Source organism: Ancylobacter moscoviensis, from assembly GCF_007559435.1.
Lineage (GTDB): Bacteria > Pseudomonadota > Alphaproteobacteria > Rhizobiales > Xanthobacteraceae > Ancylobacter > Ancylobacter moscoviensis.
On sequence record NZ_VMBP01000005.1, the window covers coordinates 68,895 to 82,006 of the forward strand.

Genomic DNA, 13,112 nt, shown 5'->3' on the forward strand with positions numbered 1-13,112 from the left:
CGATACGCAACTTTCGCCAGTATATAGCCGACGCAGGTGAGGGGCGTTCCTGTGGGCAGGCCGGGGCGTCGCGAGGGATCGGCGCCGCCGAGCAGCGGTCGGTGGACCTCGTCGGGCCGGTTCAGCGCAAGGTCTGGGCAAGGACGCGCAGCACCTGCGCGTTCATTTGCGCCACGTTGAAGCGCATGAGGTCGCCGGCCGACTGGGTGACGCTGAAGACGTTCCCCGGCGCCAGCACCACCCCTTCGCGCAGCGCCGCCTTCGCCACCTCGGCGGCGTCCCGCCCCTCCGGCAGGCGGCACCAGAGATAGAAGCCGCCGCGCGGCAGCGTCCAGGGCACGACGCCAAGTCCCTCCAGCGGATCGAGGATCTCCCGCCGGCGCTTGGCCAGCCGATTGCGCAGCCCGGCGAGGTGCTTGCGGTAGCTGCCGTCGGTGAGCGTGGCGGCGACGAGTTCGGCGGCAACCGGGCTCGGGCCGCCGAAATTCGTCGCCACCTGGAGGTCGATGAGGCTCTCGATCCAGTCCGGCCGGGCGACGATGTAGCCGCAGCGGATCGAGGCCGACAGCGCCTTGGAGAAGCTGCCGATGCGGATCACCCGCGACAGCCCGTCCAGCGCGGCGAGGCGCGGGGAGGGCTCCGGCTCGAAATCGGCGAAGATCTCGTCCTCCACGATGGTGAGATCGTGGGCCGCCGCCGCGGTCAGGACACGGTGCGCGGTCGAGGGCGAGAGCGTGGCACCGGTCGGGTTATGAAGCGCCGCGTTGGTGATGTAGAGCCGCGGGCGGTGGGTAGCGAGCGCCTCGTTGAAGAGCGCGATGTCCGGCCCCGCCGGCGTGTAGGGAACGCTCACGATCTTCGCCCGGTGGGCGCGCAGCAGGGCCTGGAAGTTGAAGTAGCAGGGGTCGTCGACCAGCACGGTGTCGCCGGGATTGAGGAGAAAGCGGCAGAGCAGGTCGACCGCCCGCGTGCCCGAGGGCGTGAGAAGAATCTGCTCCGGCCCGGCATCGAGGCCCTCCGCCGCGAACTGGCGGGCGAGCAGGCGGCGCAGCGTCGGCGACCCGCGCGTCGCGCCATAATCGGTCAGCACGGCATCGTCGGCCCGCGCCAGCGCGCGGATCGCCCGCCGGATCGCCGCATTGGGCATCCAGTCGGCGGGAAGCCAGCCGCAGCCGGGCTTCAGCATCTCCGGGCCGGCGTCCAGCGATTGCCGCGACACCCAGAAGGGGTCGATCGCGCGGTCGAGCCTCGGTTCCACGTCGCGCGGCGCGACCGGCGCCGGGCTGCCCGCGACATAGAAGCCGGAGCCGGGGCGGGAACGGATGAGCCCTTCGGCGGCCAGCCGGTCATAGGCTTCGACGACGGTGGAGGGGGAGACCTGCATGTCGCGGGCGAACCGCCGGATCGAGGGCAGCTTCTCGCCGGGGGTCAGGCTGCGGCTCGCCACGCGCCGGCGGATCGCCGCCATGACGGCCTCGGTGCGGGTGGGCATGGCCTCTTTGGTCTCCATGGATGCTAACTGTATGGCTTCCGTTATCCATACTGTTTGGCTCCACCGTATGGGAGTGTCGCTGTCGCCGCCAGTCCCGGAGCGCTATCGCGGAATGGACGCCAGGGAGACAGACATGCAGCGCGGAACGGAAGGCTGGGGCAGCGGCCTGCTCGGCGTCATCATCTTCAGCGGCTCGCTGCCGGCGACGCGCGTCGCGGTCGGCGGCTTCACCCCGCTTTTCCTCACCTCGGCGCGCGCGGTCATCGCAGGGGTGCTGGGCACGGCCCTGCTCCTCGCGCTTCGCCAGAGCCGGCCGGCGCGGGGCGATCTGGTGCCGCTTGCCGTGGTGGCGCTCGGCGTGGTCGTCGGCTTTCCGCTGCTCACCGCGCTGGCGCTCCAGCACATCACCTCGGCCCGCTCGATCGTCTTCATCGGCCTGCTGCCGCTCGCCACCGCCCTCTTCGGCGTCGTCCGGGGCGGCGAGCGGCCGAAGCCGGCCTTCTGGCTTTTCTCCGTCGCCGGCGCTGCCTCGGTCGTCGGATTCGCGCTGGCTTATGGCGGCCCGACCTCGCTCGCCGGCGACCTGCTGATGGTGGCCGCCATCCTGCTCTGCGGCCTTGGCTATGCGGAAGGAGCCCGGCTGTCGCGCCACCTCGGCGGCTGGCAGGTCATCTCCTGGGCGTTGCTGGTGGCGCTCCCGCTCATGGCGGTAATGGCGCTGGCGACACTGCCGCCGACATGGAGCGGCATTGGCGGGCCGGCCTGGCTCGGCCTCGCCTATGTCTCGGTCTTCAGCATGCTGATCGGCTTCGTCTTCTGGTATCGCGGGCTGGCGCTGGGCGGCATCGCCGGGGTCGGCCAACTCCAGCTCCTCCAGCCCTTCTTCGGGCTGGCGCTGGCGGGAATGCTGCTCGGCGAGCCGGTGGCGTGGACGATGATCGCCGTCACCGGCCTCGTCGTGCTCTGCGTGGCGGGAGCCAAACGCTTCGCCTGATGGACGGACGGCGCCGGGCTCGGGTGTTCAGAGCCGGCGCACCGAGCGCAGCGGCGTGCCGCCGGCCTCGATCCGTGCCAGTGCGGCGTCCAGCGGCTCGCGCACCACCGACATGAAATGCGCCGTGGCGTGCAGCAGCGTCGCCCGGTCCTCGACGATGCCGACATGGCCCGGCCAGAACAGCAGGTCGCCGCGCTCGAGTGTCGCGACGTCGCCGGAAAAGGCGACCGGCTGGCCGAGCGCGCGCTCCTGCATGTCGGTGTCGCGCGGCGCGCGGATGCCGCAGGCGGCGAGCGAGACCTGGACGAGGCCGGAACAGTCGAGCCCCAGGCTGGAGCGCCCGCCCCACAGATAGGCGGCGCCAAGATAGCGCGCGGCCACTTCCACGAAGTCGCCGTCGGGCTCGTCGAGCGCCGCGAGGTGATTGGCGAAGACGAAGCCGCCCGTCTCCGTCACCGCGAAGCGCTCGCGCGTGCCGATAATGGCGAGCCGGCTGCCGAGGGACAGCAGCTCGACGGGCGGCAGCTTGATGCTGGGGCCGGGGAAGACCGGCGTGCGCAGCGCCCGCACCTGATGCGTGGCGGGCGCGCCGGCGGGCAGCAGGGCCTCCGATGGCAGCCAGCCGACATAGCCGTCCGCGTCCAGCTGGCCCCAGGCCCAGCCTTCCATCGTCGTCTCGTAGACGGTGACGCTCTCGCCCGACAGCGCCTCGGTGGTGAGCGGCGCCGTCGGGTCCGGCTCCTTGCGCACCGGCACGCTGGGGCGCGCGACGGCATAGGGCTCGCCGGCGACGAAGCGTTCCGCCGTCACCACGCCCCGCAGGTGAAGCGCGGCGATGTCCGGGCGGGCGGGGGTGAGGCGGGGGTCGAGGTCGGGCGTCAGCAGGGCGTTCATGGAGGCGGTCATCGTTGCGGGGCTGTCTCGGCAGGCGGCGATCCTGATAGCGGTCTTGATAGCAGCCTATCTTGGCAGGGAGCGGGCGGTGGCGACCACCTGGTCACCCAGCCGCTCTACATAGAGCGCGCCTTCCACCGTACGCTGGATGATGACGTTGCGTCGATCCGCCTCGTCGCGGCGCCGCGACACGAGGCCGAGCTGGCCCATCGTGTCGAGCGCGCGGGTGATGACCGGCTTGGTGACGCCGAGCCGCGCGGCGAGGCCGCGCACCGTGTGCGGCGGCGCTTCCAGATAGACGCTGAGCAATATCGCCAGCTGGCGCGGACTGAGGTCCGGCGCGTCGTCGCGGACCTGCGCGAGCGACAGCTCGTGCAGGAGACGCAACGCCTGCGATGGGCGCAACTCGACCGCCATGGCCCGTCCCCGGTCCGCAATCGTTACGGTTGCGGATTGTTCCCCGGACTATGGCGTCTTCGCGACGAAAAATTCCTTAACGTCAGACCGATTCTGACAAATGCCGGAAATATGAAACATCAACCCCCGAAACGCTCGGCGATCAGCGCGTCGAGCGCGCGGATCGTCTGCGCCTCGCCGCCTTCCGGGCGCCCGGGGCGGGAGGAGGGGTTCCAGGCGTAGATGTCGAGATGCAGCCATGCTCCGGCGCGCTCGACGAAGCGCTGGAGGAACAGCGCGGCGGTGATCGAGCCGGCGAAGCCGCCGCCCGGCGCGTTGTTGAGGTCGGCGATCTTGCTGTCGAGCATCGCGGCGTAGGGCCGCCACAGCGGCAGGCGCCAGGAAGGGTCCGCCTCGGCGGCGCCGTGGCGGGCGAGGTCGTCCGCCAGCGTTTCGTCGTCCGTATAGGCGGGCGGCAGCTCCGGCCCGAGCGCGACACGCGCCGCGCCGGTGAGCGTGGCGAAGTCGATCAGCAACTCGGGCGCCTCTTCGTCGGCGAGGCTGAGCGCGTCGGCGAGGATCAGCCGCCCCTCCGCATCGGTGTTGCCGATCTCAACGGTGAGGCCCTTGCGCGAGGGGAAGATGTCGCCGGGCCGGAAGGCCGAGCCGTCGATGGCGTTCTCGACGGCAGGGACGATGAGGCGCAGCCGCACCGGCAGGTTCCGCGCCATGATCATCTGCGCGAGGCCGATGGCGTTGGCCGCCCCGCCCATGTCCTTCTTCATCAGCAGCATGCCGCTGGACGGCTTGATGTCGAGCCCACCGGTGTCGAAGGCGACACCCTTGCCGACCAGCGTCACCTTGCGCGCGTTCGGATCGCCCCAGGTGAGGTCGATGAGGCGGGGCGCGCGCGGGGAGGCGCGGCCGACGGCGTGGACCAGCGGGAAATTGGCGGCGAGTAGGTCATCGCCCGCGGTCACGTTCACCTGCGCGCCGAAGCGGGCGGCAAGCACACGCACCGCCGCCTCGATCTCCGCGGGGCCGAGATCGTTGGCCGGGGTGTTGACGAGGTCGCGCGTCAGCGCCACCGCCTCGGCGGTGCGAAGGACCGCGTCCGCGTCGACGCCTTCCGGCACGACCAGGCGGATGTCGGCGCCGTTGCGCTTGCGGTAGCGGGTGAAGCGGTAGCCGCCGAGCAGGAAGCCGATCGCCGCGAGGCGAGGATCGGCGGGCGCGCGGGCGATGGCGTAGTCGCCGGCCGGCAGGGAGGTCGCCAGCTTGCCGAAGGCGAGCGGGTCGCGCGGTGTTTCCTCGACGCCGAACAGCACGCCGGCGATGGTGCCGTCCGCCGCCGGCAGCACCAGCAGCGCGCCCGGTTCGCCCTTGAAACCGCTCGCCTCGGCGAAGGCGGTCGCCGGGGCGGGAATGCCGCCCGCGATCTCGCGCCAGTTCTGCGGGGTGACGCACCAGATCGGGCGGGGGTGGACGGCCTCTTCGGCCCGGATCAGTTGAGCGCCCATCGCGACATCTCCCGTGAGCCGTCAGGCGACGGCAAGCTCGAACCCGCCATTTTCAATGAGGTAGACCGCGCCCTGGCGGACCGGCAGCTCCACTGCCTCGGGGGCGGGCATGCCGGCGAAGGCGTGCAGCATCGCCCGCACCACGCCGCCATGGGTCACCACCACGCTGTCGCCGGTCAAGTCGTCGATGGCGGCCAGCACGCGCGCGGAGAGTTCGGCATAGCTTTCCCCGCCCGGCGGGGTGAAGTTCCACGGGTCGGCGTCGCGGGCGGCAAGGCTGACGGGATCGCGCCGGCGCAGTTCCGGCCAGGTGGCGCCTTCCCAGCGGCCGAAGCCGATCTCGCGCAGCCGCGTATCCCGGCGGAAGCCGTCCGGCGGCAGGCCGAGTTCGGCGCGCAGGATCGCCATGGTCTGCGAGGCGCGGCTGAGCGGGCTTGCCACGAAGTCGAGGCTCGCCGCGCCGCCGCTGAGGCGGTCCACCACGCGCGCCGTATCGGCCGCCTGCTCGCGGCCGAGATCGTTCAGCGGGATGTCGTGACTGCCTTGCAGACGGCCGGCGAGATTCCAGTCGGTCTCGCCGTGACGGACGAGGAAGATGCGTCGTCTGGTCATTTCGAAGGAAGGGTCACGACGTGCGTGTAGCTGGGGCCGTTGAGCGGATAGTCGACGCGTAGCGTCACCGTCGATCCCAGCGGCGCCGGCCCGCTGGCGAAGACCCGCGTGCCCCCGGCCTGGCGGCCGACGCAACGGCGCGAGCCGGCATCGGTGCCGGTGGCGGTGAAGGAGCCGATGTCGAAGCTGATCTTCACCTTGGGCGGCGCGCTGAGCACCTTGATCTGCGGCGCCTGCGCCATCTGGCACAGACTGTCCGCCGTGCCGGCGGCGAAGATCACGCGCCCCTGGCCGCCGCCGGTGAGATAGGCGAGCCGGTCATTGTCGTTGCGCCCGTTGCTGGGGCTCACATAGCCGGGGAAGATCGCGCCACCGGTGCCGAAAATGCGGTTGAGCAGCGGGTAGGTCTGGAAGTCCGGCGGCACGCCACGGTCCTGCGCGCCCGGCGGCGGGATGTAGGGCAGGCCGGAGCCGCCGAGGCCCGAGCCCGGCGGCGGCCCGACGACGATCGGGCCGTTCTGCGCGCCGGCGGGCGCGGCTGCCGCCAGTCCGGTGGCGACCAGCGCGGCGGGCAGGAGGAAACGGAAGAGCTGGGAAAGGCGGGCCTTGCTCATGCGGGATGCTCCTGCTCCGCGTGTCGTCAGTCGCGCTCGAGGGTGAGGTCGGGCGCTTCGGGATTCTTCATGCCGACAATATGATAGCCGGCGTCGACGTGGTGGATCTCACCGGTGACGGCGCGCCCGAGATCGGACAGCAGGTACATGCCGGTGTCGCCCACTTCCTCCACCGTGACGGTGCGGCGGAGCGGGGCGTTCAGCTCGTTCCACTTCAGGATGTAGCGGAAATCGCCGATGCCGGAGGCCGCCAGCGTCTTGATCGGGCCGGCGGAGATGGCGTTGACGCGGATGTTCTTCGGGCCGAGGTCGGCGGCGAGGTAGCGCACGCTCGCCTCCAGCGCGGCCTTGGCGACGCCCATGACGTTGTAATGCGGCATCCACTTTTCGGCGCCGTAATAGGTCAGGGTCAGCATGGAGCCGCCCTCCGTCATCAGCTTCTCCGCGCGCTGGGCGATGGCGGTGAAGCTGTAGCAGGAGATCAGCATGGTCTTGCTGAAATTCTCCGCCGTCGTGTCGACGTAGCGGCCGTCCAGCTCGTTCTTGTCGGAGAAGGCGATGGCGTGGACGAGGAAGTCCAGCCCGCCGAACTGGCGCTCGGTCTCGGCGAACACGGCGTCGATGGTGGCGGGATCAGTGACGTCGCAATGGCCGACCAGGGTGGCGTCGAGTTCCGCCGCGAGCGGCTCGACGCGCTTCTTCAGCGGTTCGCCCTGATAGGTGAAGGCGAGCTTCGCGCCCTGCGCGTGGGCGGCCTTGGCGATGCCCCAGGCGATGGAGCGGTTGTTCGCCACTCCCATCACCAGGCCGCGCTTGCCGCTCATCAATCCGCCCGATGCCATGCTGGTCACGCCCTGCTCCGTACCTCGACCACCCTCACGGTGGCGTGCGTTCCTATCGCACAGCAGCAAGACCCGCTCAAGCGAGCGGTCGCAACGGTGCGATGGCGCGGTTCAGGCGGTGTCCTCGCGCCGGCGGCGCAGCAGCGCCTCCAGCTCCTCGTCGGGGGTATCGGGCAGCATGATTCGCATCGTCGCGAGCAGGTCGCCGGAGGAGCCGTCGGCCTTCGGCAGCCCCTTGCCGCGCAGGCGGAAGGTGCGGCCGGAATTGGTGTGCGCCGGAACCGACAGTTCGACGTCGCCGCCGAGCGTCGGCACGCGCACCTTCCCGCCCAGCACGGCATCGGCCAGCGGCAGGGGGACGTCGGTGCGCAGGTCCGTACCCTCGACGCGGAAATGCCGGTGCGGGGCATAGGCGACGACGACATAGGCGTCGCCCGGCGCGCCGCCGAAGGGGCTCGGCTCGCCCTGGCCCTTCATCCGCATGCGGTGGCCTTCGGCAACCTTGGCCGGGATCTTCACCTCGACGGTGCGTCCGTTCGGCAGGTGGACCTTGACCGGGCCGCCCTCGATCACGCGCTCCAGCGGCACCGGCACACTGATCTCGATGTCCCCGCCGCGCGGCATCTCGCCGCCGCCCGCGCCGGCACGGGCCCGCCCGCGCCCGCCGAGACCGCCGAGGATGTCGGCGATCACGTCGTCGAAGCCGCCGGCCTCGTGCGGTCCGTGGCCGGAGCGGCGCATGCCCTCCGGGCCGAAGGAGAAGCTCTCGAAGATGGTCTCGCCCTGCGGGCCGCGATGGGCGCCGCGATTGAACCCGCCACCCCCGCCGGGGAAGCCCTCGAAGCCGCGCGGCTTGCCCTCGGCGTCGATCTCGCCACGGTCGTACTGGCCGCGCTTTTCGGGGTCGGAGAGGATTTCGTGCGCGCTGTTCAGTTCGGCGAACTTGTCCTGCGCCTTCGGATCGTCCTTGTTGGCGTCCGGATGCAGCTTCTTCGCCAGGCGCCGGAAGGCGCGCTTTATCTCGTTCTGGTCGGCGTTGCGGGCGACGCCGAGGATTTCATAGGGATCGCGCATGAATGATGATCTCGTCCGGCGGTTCCGGCTCCCACGCATGTAGGCATGGTGTTGCCAGCGTGCAACGGTAGCGGAAGCGTGAACCGCGCGGAAGCGCGTCCGGCGGGGCGGTGCGTGAGCCCGGCCGACCGGACCGGTGGGAAGCCGGAAGTCGGGGAGGACGGGAGGTCAGCCGCGCTGCAGCAGCCGCGCCTGATCGACCTTCCACCAGCCGCGCTCGGTGCGGCAGGCTTCGCCCTGCAGCCATTCCTCGTTGGCGTCGCGCACGAAGCTCATCAGGAACTCGCGGCACCGCGCCTTGTTGTTGGCGGCCACCGTCGGGTCGAGCGGGGTCACGGTGCCGCGCGTGGCGCTGGCGCTGTTCTCCCAGGGCACGCTCGGTGCCCAGCTGTCCTCGCGCAGCGCCTCGGCGAGCGCGGTGCGGGCGGCCAGCCAGTCGTCCGGCGCGACGCCTTCCGGCACCGGTTCGCTGGCATAGGCGGCGGCGCGGCGGGGCGAGATCGAGCCGGTGGTCGTCGTGTCGATCGCCGGCGCGCCGGCGCAGCCGGCGAGGGCGAGACCCGCGAAGAGGGTCGTCCAGCACGCCGCCGTGCGGAAAGATACTGTGTGGAAAGGCGCGGTGCGCCTATATGAAGAGCGATGCCGCGCCGCACCCTGCGTCGCCATCGTCCGCCACCTGTGGAACACATCCATGGGTCTTGTTGCCCAACCCGCCCGAAGAATGACGTTATGGAAGCGCCTGAAGAGTTAATATCCGGTGATTTTACCTCCGCTACCGAACCGTTCCGTCTCTTCGAGGAGTGGTTCGCCGAGGCGGCCGGGAAAGAGCCCAACGATCCCAATGCCATGGCGCTCGCCACGGTCGACGCCGACGGGCTGCCGGACGTGCGGATGGTGCTGCTGAACCAGCGCGACGAGCGCGGCTTCGTGTTCTTCACCAACACCGGCAGCGCCAAGGGGCGCGAGCTCGCCGCCGTGCCGAAGGCCGCCGCCGTCTTTCACTGGAAGTCGCTGCGCCGGCAGATCCGGGTGCGCGGTCCGGTCGAGACGGTGAGCGACGAGGAGGCGGACGCCTATTTCAACACCCGCCCGCGCCTGTCGCAGATCGGCTCCTGGGCGAGCCAGCAGTCCCGCCCGCTGGAAGGGCGCTTCGCGCTGGAGACGGCGGTCGCCAAGGTCACGGCGCAATATGCGCTGGGCACCGTGCCGCGCCCGCCGCACTGGACCGGCTTCCGCATCCGTCCGGTCCAGATCGAGTTCTGGCACGACCGGCCGTTCCGCCTGCACGACCGCATCGTCTTCCGCCGCGACGCGCCCGATGCCGCCGGCTGGAGCAAGACGCGCCTTTATCCGTGAGCCTTTCCGCGCCGCCTGTCCGGGCGGCTTTGTCCCTGACACGGCCTGACGCTGAGCTAAGACAATCATGACCAACCAGCCCCGCCGCACCCTCCTGCTCACCGGCGCCTCGCGCGGGATCGGGCACGCCACCGTCAAGCGCTTCTCCGCCGCCGGATGGCGGGTGATCACCTGCTCGCGCCATCCCTTCCCGGAGAACTGCCCGTGGGAGATGGGGCCGGAAGACCACATCCAGGTCGACCTCTCCGACCCCGCCGACACGCTGCGGGCGGTGGACGAGATCAAGAGCCGCCTGCCGGACGGCGAGCTGCACGCGCTGGTGAACAATGCCGGCATCTCGCCCAAGGGGGCGGGCGGCGCGCGTCTCGGCACGCTCAACACGCCGGAAGAGGACTGGCGCCGGGTATTCCAGGTGAATTTCTTCGCCCCCATCCTGCTGGCGCGGGGCCTCTTGGAGGAGCTGAAGCGCACCCATGGCGCGGTGGTGAACGTCACCTCCATCGCCGGCTCGCGGGTGCATCCCTTCGCCGGGGCGGCCTACGCGACCTCCAAGGCGGCGCTGGCCGGGCTGACGCGCGAGATGGCGGCCGATTTCGGCCCGCTCGGCGTGCGGGTGAATGCCATCGCGCCCGGCGAGATCGACACCTCGATCCTGTCGCCCGGCACGGAAAAGCTCGTCGAGCAGATCCCGATGCAGCGCCTCGGTACGCCAGACGAGGTGGCGAAGATCATTTATGTGCTGTGCACCGACACCTCGTCCTATCTGAACGGGGCGGAGATCCACATTAATGGTGGTCAGCACGTCTGAGGCAGATGAACGTCATGGCCGGGCTTGGCCGGGCCATCCACGCCCTCATCAGCCAGGTCGTGAATGCCCGGCCCAAGGCCGGGCACGACGTCGCGTGAGTTGCGTCCGCCGGGGATGACGAGGCCGGCGCCAGAGCGTTACAGCCACCGCTTCCATTTGAAGAACCAGTAGGGCACCACCGCCGCCGCCAGCATGGCGGCGAGGGCGATGGGGTAGCCCCAGTGCTCGTTCAGCTCCGGCATGTACTGGAAGTTCATGCCGTAGACCGAGGCGATCAGCGTCGGCGGCATCAGCACCACCGACAGAACCGCGAAGATCTTGATGATGTTGTTCTGCTCGATGCCGACCATGCCGAGCGTGGCGTCGAGCAGGAAGGTGATCTTGTTGCCGATGTAGCTGACATGGTCGTTCAGCGAGCCGACGTCGCGCTGCATGCTCTTCAACAGGGCCTTCTGCTCCTTGTCGAAGCGCTGGGCCTCTCCCTCGGTGGCGAGGAAGGTGACGAGCCGGCCGATGGAGACGAGGCTCTCGCGGACCTTGGAGGCGAGGTCGCCCCGCCGGCCGAGCTGGCGCAGGATCACGCGGAAGCGCTGGCTGTCGCCGGTGCGTGTCGGCTCGCGCTCGAAGACCTGGCGGGAGACGGCGTCGATGTCGGCCGACAGTCGCTCGATGATGTCGGCGGCGCGGTCGATGATGGTGTCGAGCAGGGCGAACAGCAGCCGGTCGCCCTTCATCCCGCCGGGGCAGGCCCGGTCGAGCGTGGCGGCCAGCAGCCGGAAGGGCGTCGGCTCGTCATAGCGCACGGTGGCGAGCTTGCCGTCCGTGAGGATGAACGAGACCTCCGCCAGCGACGGGCGCTCGCCCTCGCTGTTGCAGACGATGGAGCCCGTCATGTAGCGGGCGCCGTTTTCGACCCTCAGCCGGCTCGACGGCTCGATCTCGACCATTTCCTCGCGGGTCGGCACGGAGATCCCCAGCGCCGCCTCGATGATGCGGTCCTCGCCCTCGCTCGGCCGCAGCAGGTCGATCCACACCGTATCGGGCGGGAGGGCCTGCCCGGGGCCGATGTGAACCGAGGTGAGCGTGCCGCCGCGCACGCAATAGGCAGTGATCATGGCCTCTCCGACGCTTCATTCACGCGGCCGAGCATGCGCCGGAACACAGCCGACTTCCAGCCGGCCCTGCGCCATGGGCGAAGGTCCGGCCGTTGTGCGGTGCCCGGGTCGATCAGCCGGCGAAACCCGTCCCGTGCGCGGCGCAGCAGGCATCGCGCTGGTGGGAGCGTTGCGTCTTCCATCGGCTCTGGGAGATGAGGCGGTGATCGCGGCGGCCTTCCGGCCGGCGGCGTCAGGCCGCGAAATATTCTACGTCGCGAAGCGTGACGATTTTTGCTTCCGCATCTTCGGTCCGCGCCGCGCCCGAAACGGGGGCATCGGATACCGTCTTCTTGTCGCTGTGGTAGCGCGCCGCGGCGGCAACCGCGGAAATGCCGATCTCGCGCCAGTGCGCGGTTTGCTGGGAACGCTCCCAGCGTTCGCTCGGTCGGCCCTCAGGAGCCGGGCTCTCTTCTTCGGTAGACATGTCTTCCTCCAGTACGCGCCGCCTTACACCGGCGGATTGCCGATGAAATGAGCGCCGACTGCGTCAAAAATATGCAGAGTCGCGGTCGGAGATAAGGTCTCTTGCGGGCCGGAAAGCCGTCGCCGGGCTTTTTCGACCTCTTCCAAGGGAACTGAGGTTTTTGCGCAACATTTTGCCCCGACAAACACGTGGCACTCATGTGGCCTCTTCAAGGCGGCCCGGACTTCGGTTAATCGACTTGCGAGCTAAGAACACGCGTTTGGCGTGCAGGGCGATTCGGAGCATTGGAAAATGGTTTTGCGCGGGGCGGGCATTGTCCTCTTGGCGGTTCTTTTGGGTGCATGCAGCCAGGTGCAGCGCCAGGCGGCGCCGGAGGCGTCCCTGACGCCGCGGGACAAGAAGCTGCTGGCCAACACGCCCTATAAAAAGGTGCTGCCGCCGGACATGTATCAGCGGTCCATCGTCGAGTATGCCGGCAAGGAGAAGCCGGGCACCATCGTCGTCGATACCGACAAGAAGTACCTCTACCTCGTCGAGAAGGACGGCAAGGCGATCCGTTACGGCGTGACCGTCGGTGAGGAAGGTCTGGCGTTCAAGGGCGAGGCCAAGGTCGGCCGCAAGGCCGAGTGGCCGCAGTGGGTTCCCACTCCCGAGATCAAGCAGCGCATCGCCGGCGTGCCGGACTTCGTCGGTCCCGGCCCGCACAACCCGATGGGTGCCCGCGCGCTCTACCTCTACCAGGGCAACAAGGACACGCTGTTCCGCATCCACGGCACCAACCAGCCCGAATATATCGGTCAGGCCATCTCCTCCGGCTGCATCCGCATGCTGAACGAGGATGTGATCGACCTTTACACCCGCGTGCCGCAGGGCACGGAAGTCGTCGTGCTCTGACGAACGCCGCACCGGAAACCGAAAAGGGCGCTGCC

Annotated in this window: 15 protein-coding genes; 4 read left to right on the plus strand and 11 right to left on the minus strand. The window is 69.7% G+C overall.

What is annotated here, in order from left to right; translation table 11 throughout:
- Positions 1-121: 121 nt before the first annotated feature.
- A complete protein-coding gene (locus FO470_RS14975; RefSeq protein WP_246659603.1) occupies positions 122-1,492 on the minus strand; it encodes an aminotransferase-like domain-containing protein in 1,371 nt (456 codons plus the stop codon).
- Positions 1,493-1,625: 133 nt separating this feature from the next.
- On the opposite strand from FO470_RS14975, the gene FO470_RS14980 reads away from it, so the two are divergent.
- Positions 1,626-2,486 carry a DMT family transporter gene (locus tag FO470_RS14980; RefSeq protein ID WP_144343792.1) on the plus strand — a complete coding sequence of 287 codons (861 nt, stop codon included), beginning with the start codon at positions 1,626-1,628 and terminating at the stop codon, positions 2,484-2,486.
- 27 nt (positions 2,487-2,513) lie between these two features.
- Here the strand turns inward: FO470_RS14980 and FO470_RS14985 are convergent, their stop codons facing one another.
- The 8 genes from FO470_RS14985 to FO470_RS15020 all read right to left on the minus strand — a co-directional run bounded on the left by FO470_RS14985 (position 2,514) and on the right by FO470_RS15020 (position 9,104).
- Positions 2,514-3,380, minus strand: a complete 867-nt coding sequence (locus tag FO470_RS14985; RefSeq protein ID WP_144343793.1) for a C40 family peptidase — start codon at positions 3,378-3,380, stop codon at positions 2,514-2,516.
- 66 nt (positions 3,381-3,446) lie between these two features.
- On the minus strand, positions 3,447-3,797 hold the full coding sequence (locus FO470_RS14990; protein ID WP_144343794.1) for a MarR family transcriptional regulator: 351 nt from the start codon (positions 3,795-3,797) through the stop codon (positions 3,447-3,449).
- Positions 3,798-3,916: 119 nt separating this feature from the next.
- Positions 3,917-5,296 (minus strand): leucyl aminopeptidase family protein, encoded by a 1,380-nt coding sequence (locus FO470_RS14995; protein ID WP_144343795.1) that lies wholly within the window; start codon positions 5,294-5,296, stop codon positions 3,917-3,919.
- A gap of 21 nt (positions 5,297-5,317) precedes the next feature.
- Positions 5,318-5,908, minus strand: coding sequence for a histidine phosphatase family protein (locus FO470_RS15000; RefSeq protein ID WP_144343796.1), 591 nt, complete (start codon positions 5,906-5,908; stop codon positions 5,318-5,320).
- Positions 5,905-6,522 carry a hypothetical protein gene (locus tag FO470_RS15005; protein ID WP_144343797.1) on the minus strand — a complete coding sequence of 206 codons (618 nt, stop codon included), beginning with the start codon at positions 6,520-6,522 and terminating at the stop codon, positions 5,905-5,907. Before FO470_RS15005 ends, FO470_RS15000 begins: the two co-directional genes overlap by 4 nt.
- Before the next feature lie 26 nt (positions 6,523-6,548).
- Positions 6,549-7,364, minus strand: coding sequence for an enoyl-ACP reductase FabI (fabI, locus tag FO470_RS15010; protein ID WP_186291997.1), 816 nt, complete (start codon positions 7,362-7,364; stop codon positions 6,549-6,551).
- 111 nt (positions 7,365-7,475) lie between these two features.
- On the minus strand, positions 7,476-8,438 hold the full coding sequence (locus FO470_RS15015; RefSeq protein ID WP_144343798.1) for a DnaJ C-terminal domain-containing protein: 963 nt from the start codon (positions 8,436-8,438) through the stop codon (positions 7,476-7,478).
- Positions 8,439-8,606: 168 nt separating this feature from the next.
- Positions 8,607-9,104, minus strand: a complete 498-nt coding sequence (locus FO470_RS15020; RefSeq protein WP_244616446.1) for an RT0821/Lpp0805 family surface protein — start codon at positions 9,102-9,104, stop codon at positions 8,607-8,609.
- A 63-nt stretch (positions 9,105-9,167) separates the two neighbouring features.
- On the opposite strand from FO470_RS15020, the gene pdxH reads away from it, so the two are divergent.
- Together pdxH and FO470_RS15030 are read left to right on the plus strand one after the other, a co-directional pair.
- Positions 9,168-9,794 (plus strand): pyridoxamine 5'-phosphate oxidase, encoded by a 627-nt coding sequence (gene pdxH, locus FO470_RS15025; RefSeq protein ID WP_144343800.1) that lies wholly within the window; start codon positions 9,168-9,170, stop codon positions 9,792-9,794.
- A 67-nt stretch (positions 9,795-9,861) separates the two neighbouring features.
- On the plus strand, positions 9,862-10,602 hold the full coding sequence (locus tag FO470_RS15030) for an SDR family NAD(P)-dependent oxidoreductase (RefSeq protein ID WP_144343801.1): 741 nt from the start codon (positions 9,862-9,864) through the stop codon (positions 10,600-10,602).
- Between the two features lie 137 nt (positions 10,603-10,739).
- Here the strand turns inward: FO470_RS15030 and FO470_RS15035 are convergent, their stop codons facing one another.
- Positions 10,740-11,717, minus strand: coding sequence for a magnesium transporter CorA family protein (locus tag FO470_RS15035; protein ID WP_144343802.1), 978 nt, complete (start codon positions 11,715-11,717; stop codon positions 10,740-10,742).
- A 232-nt stretch (positions 11,718-11,949) separates the two neighbouring features.
- The gene (locus FO470_RS15040) at positions 11,950-12,183 is read right to left on the minus strand and encodes a hypothetical protein (RefSeq protein WP_144343803.1); all 234 of its coding nucleotides are present in this window, start codon (positions 12,181-12,183) and stop codon (positions 11,950-11,952) included.
- A gap of 291 nt (positions 12,184-12,474) precedes the next feature.
- On the opposite strand from FO470_RS15040, the gene FO470_RS15045 reads away from it, so the two are divergent.
- Positions 12,475-13,077 (plus strand): L,D-transpeptidase, encoded by a 603-nt coding sequence (locus FO470_RS15045; RefSeq protein WP_186291983.1) that lies wholly within the window; start codon positions 12,475-12,477, stop codon positions 13,075-13,077.
- Positions 13,078-13,112: the final 35 nt, after the last annotated feature.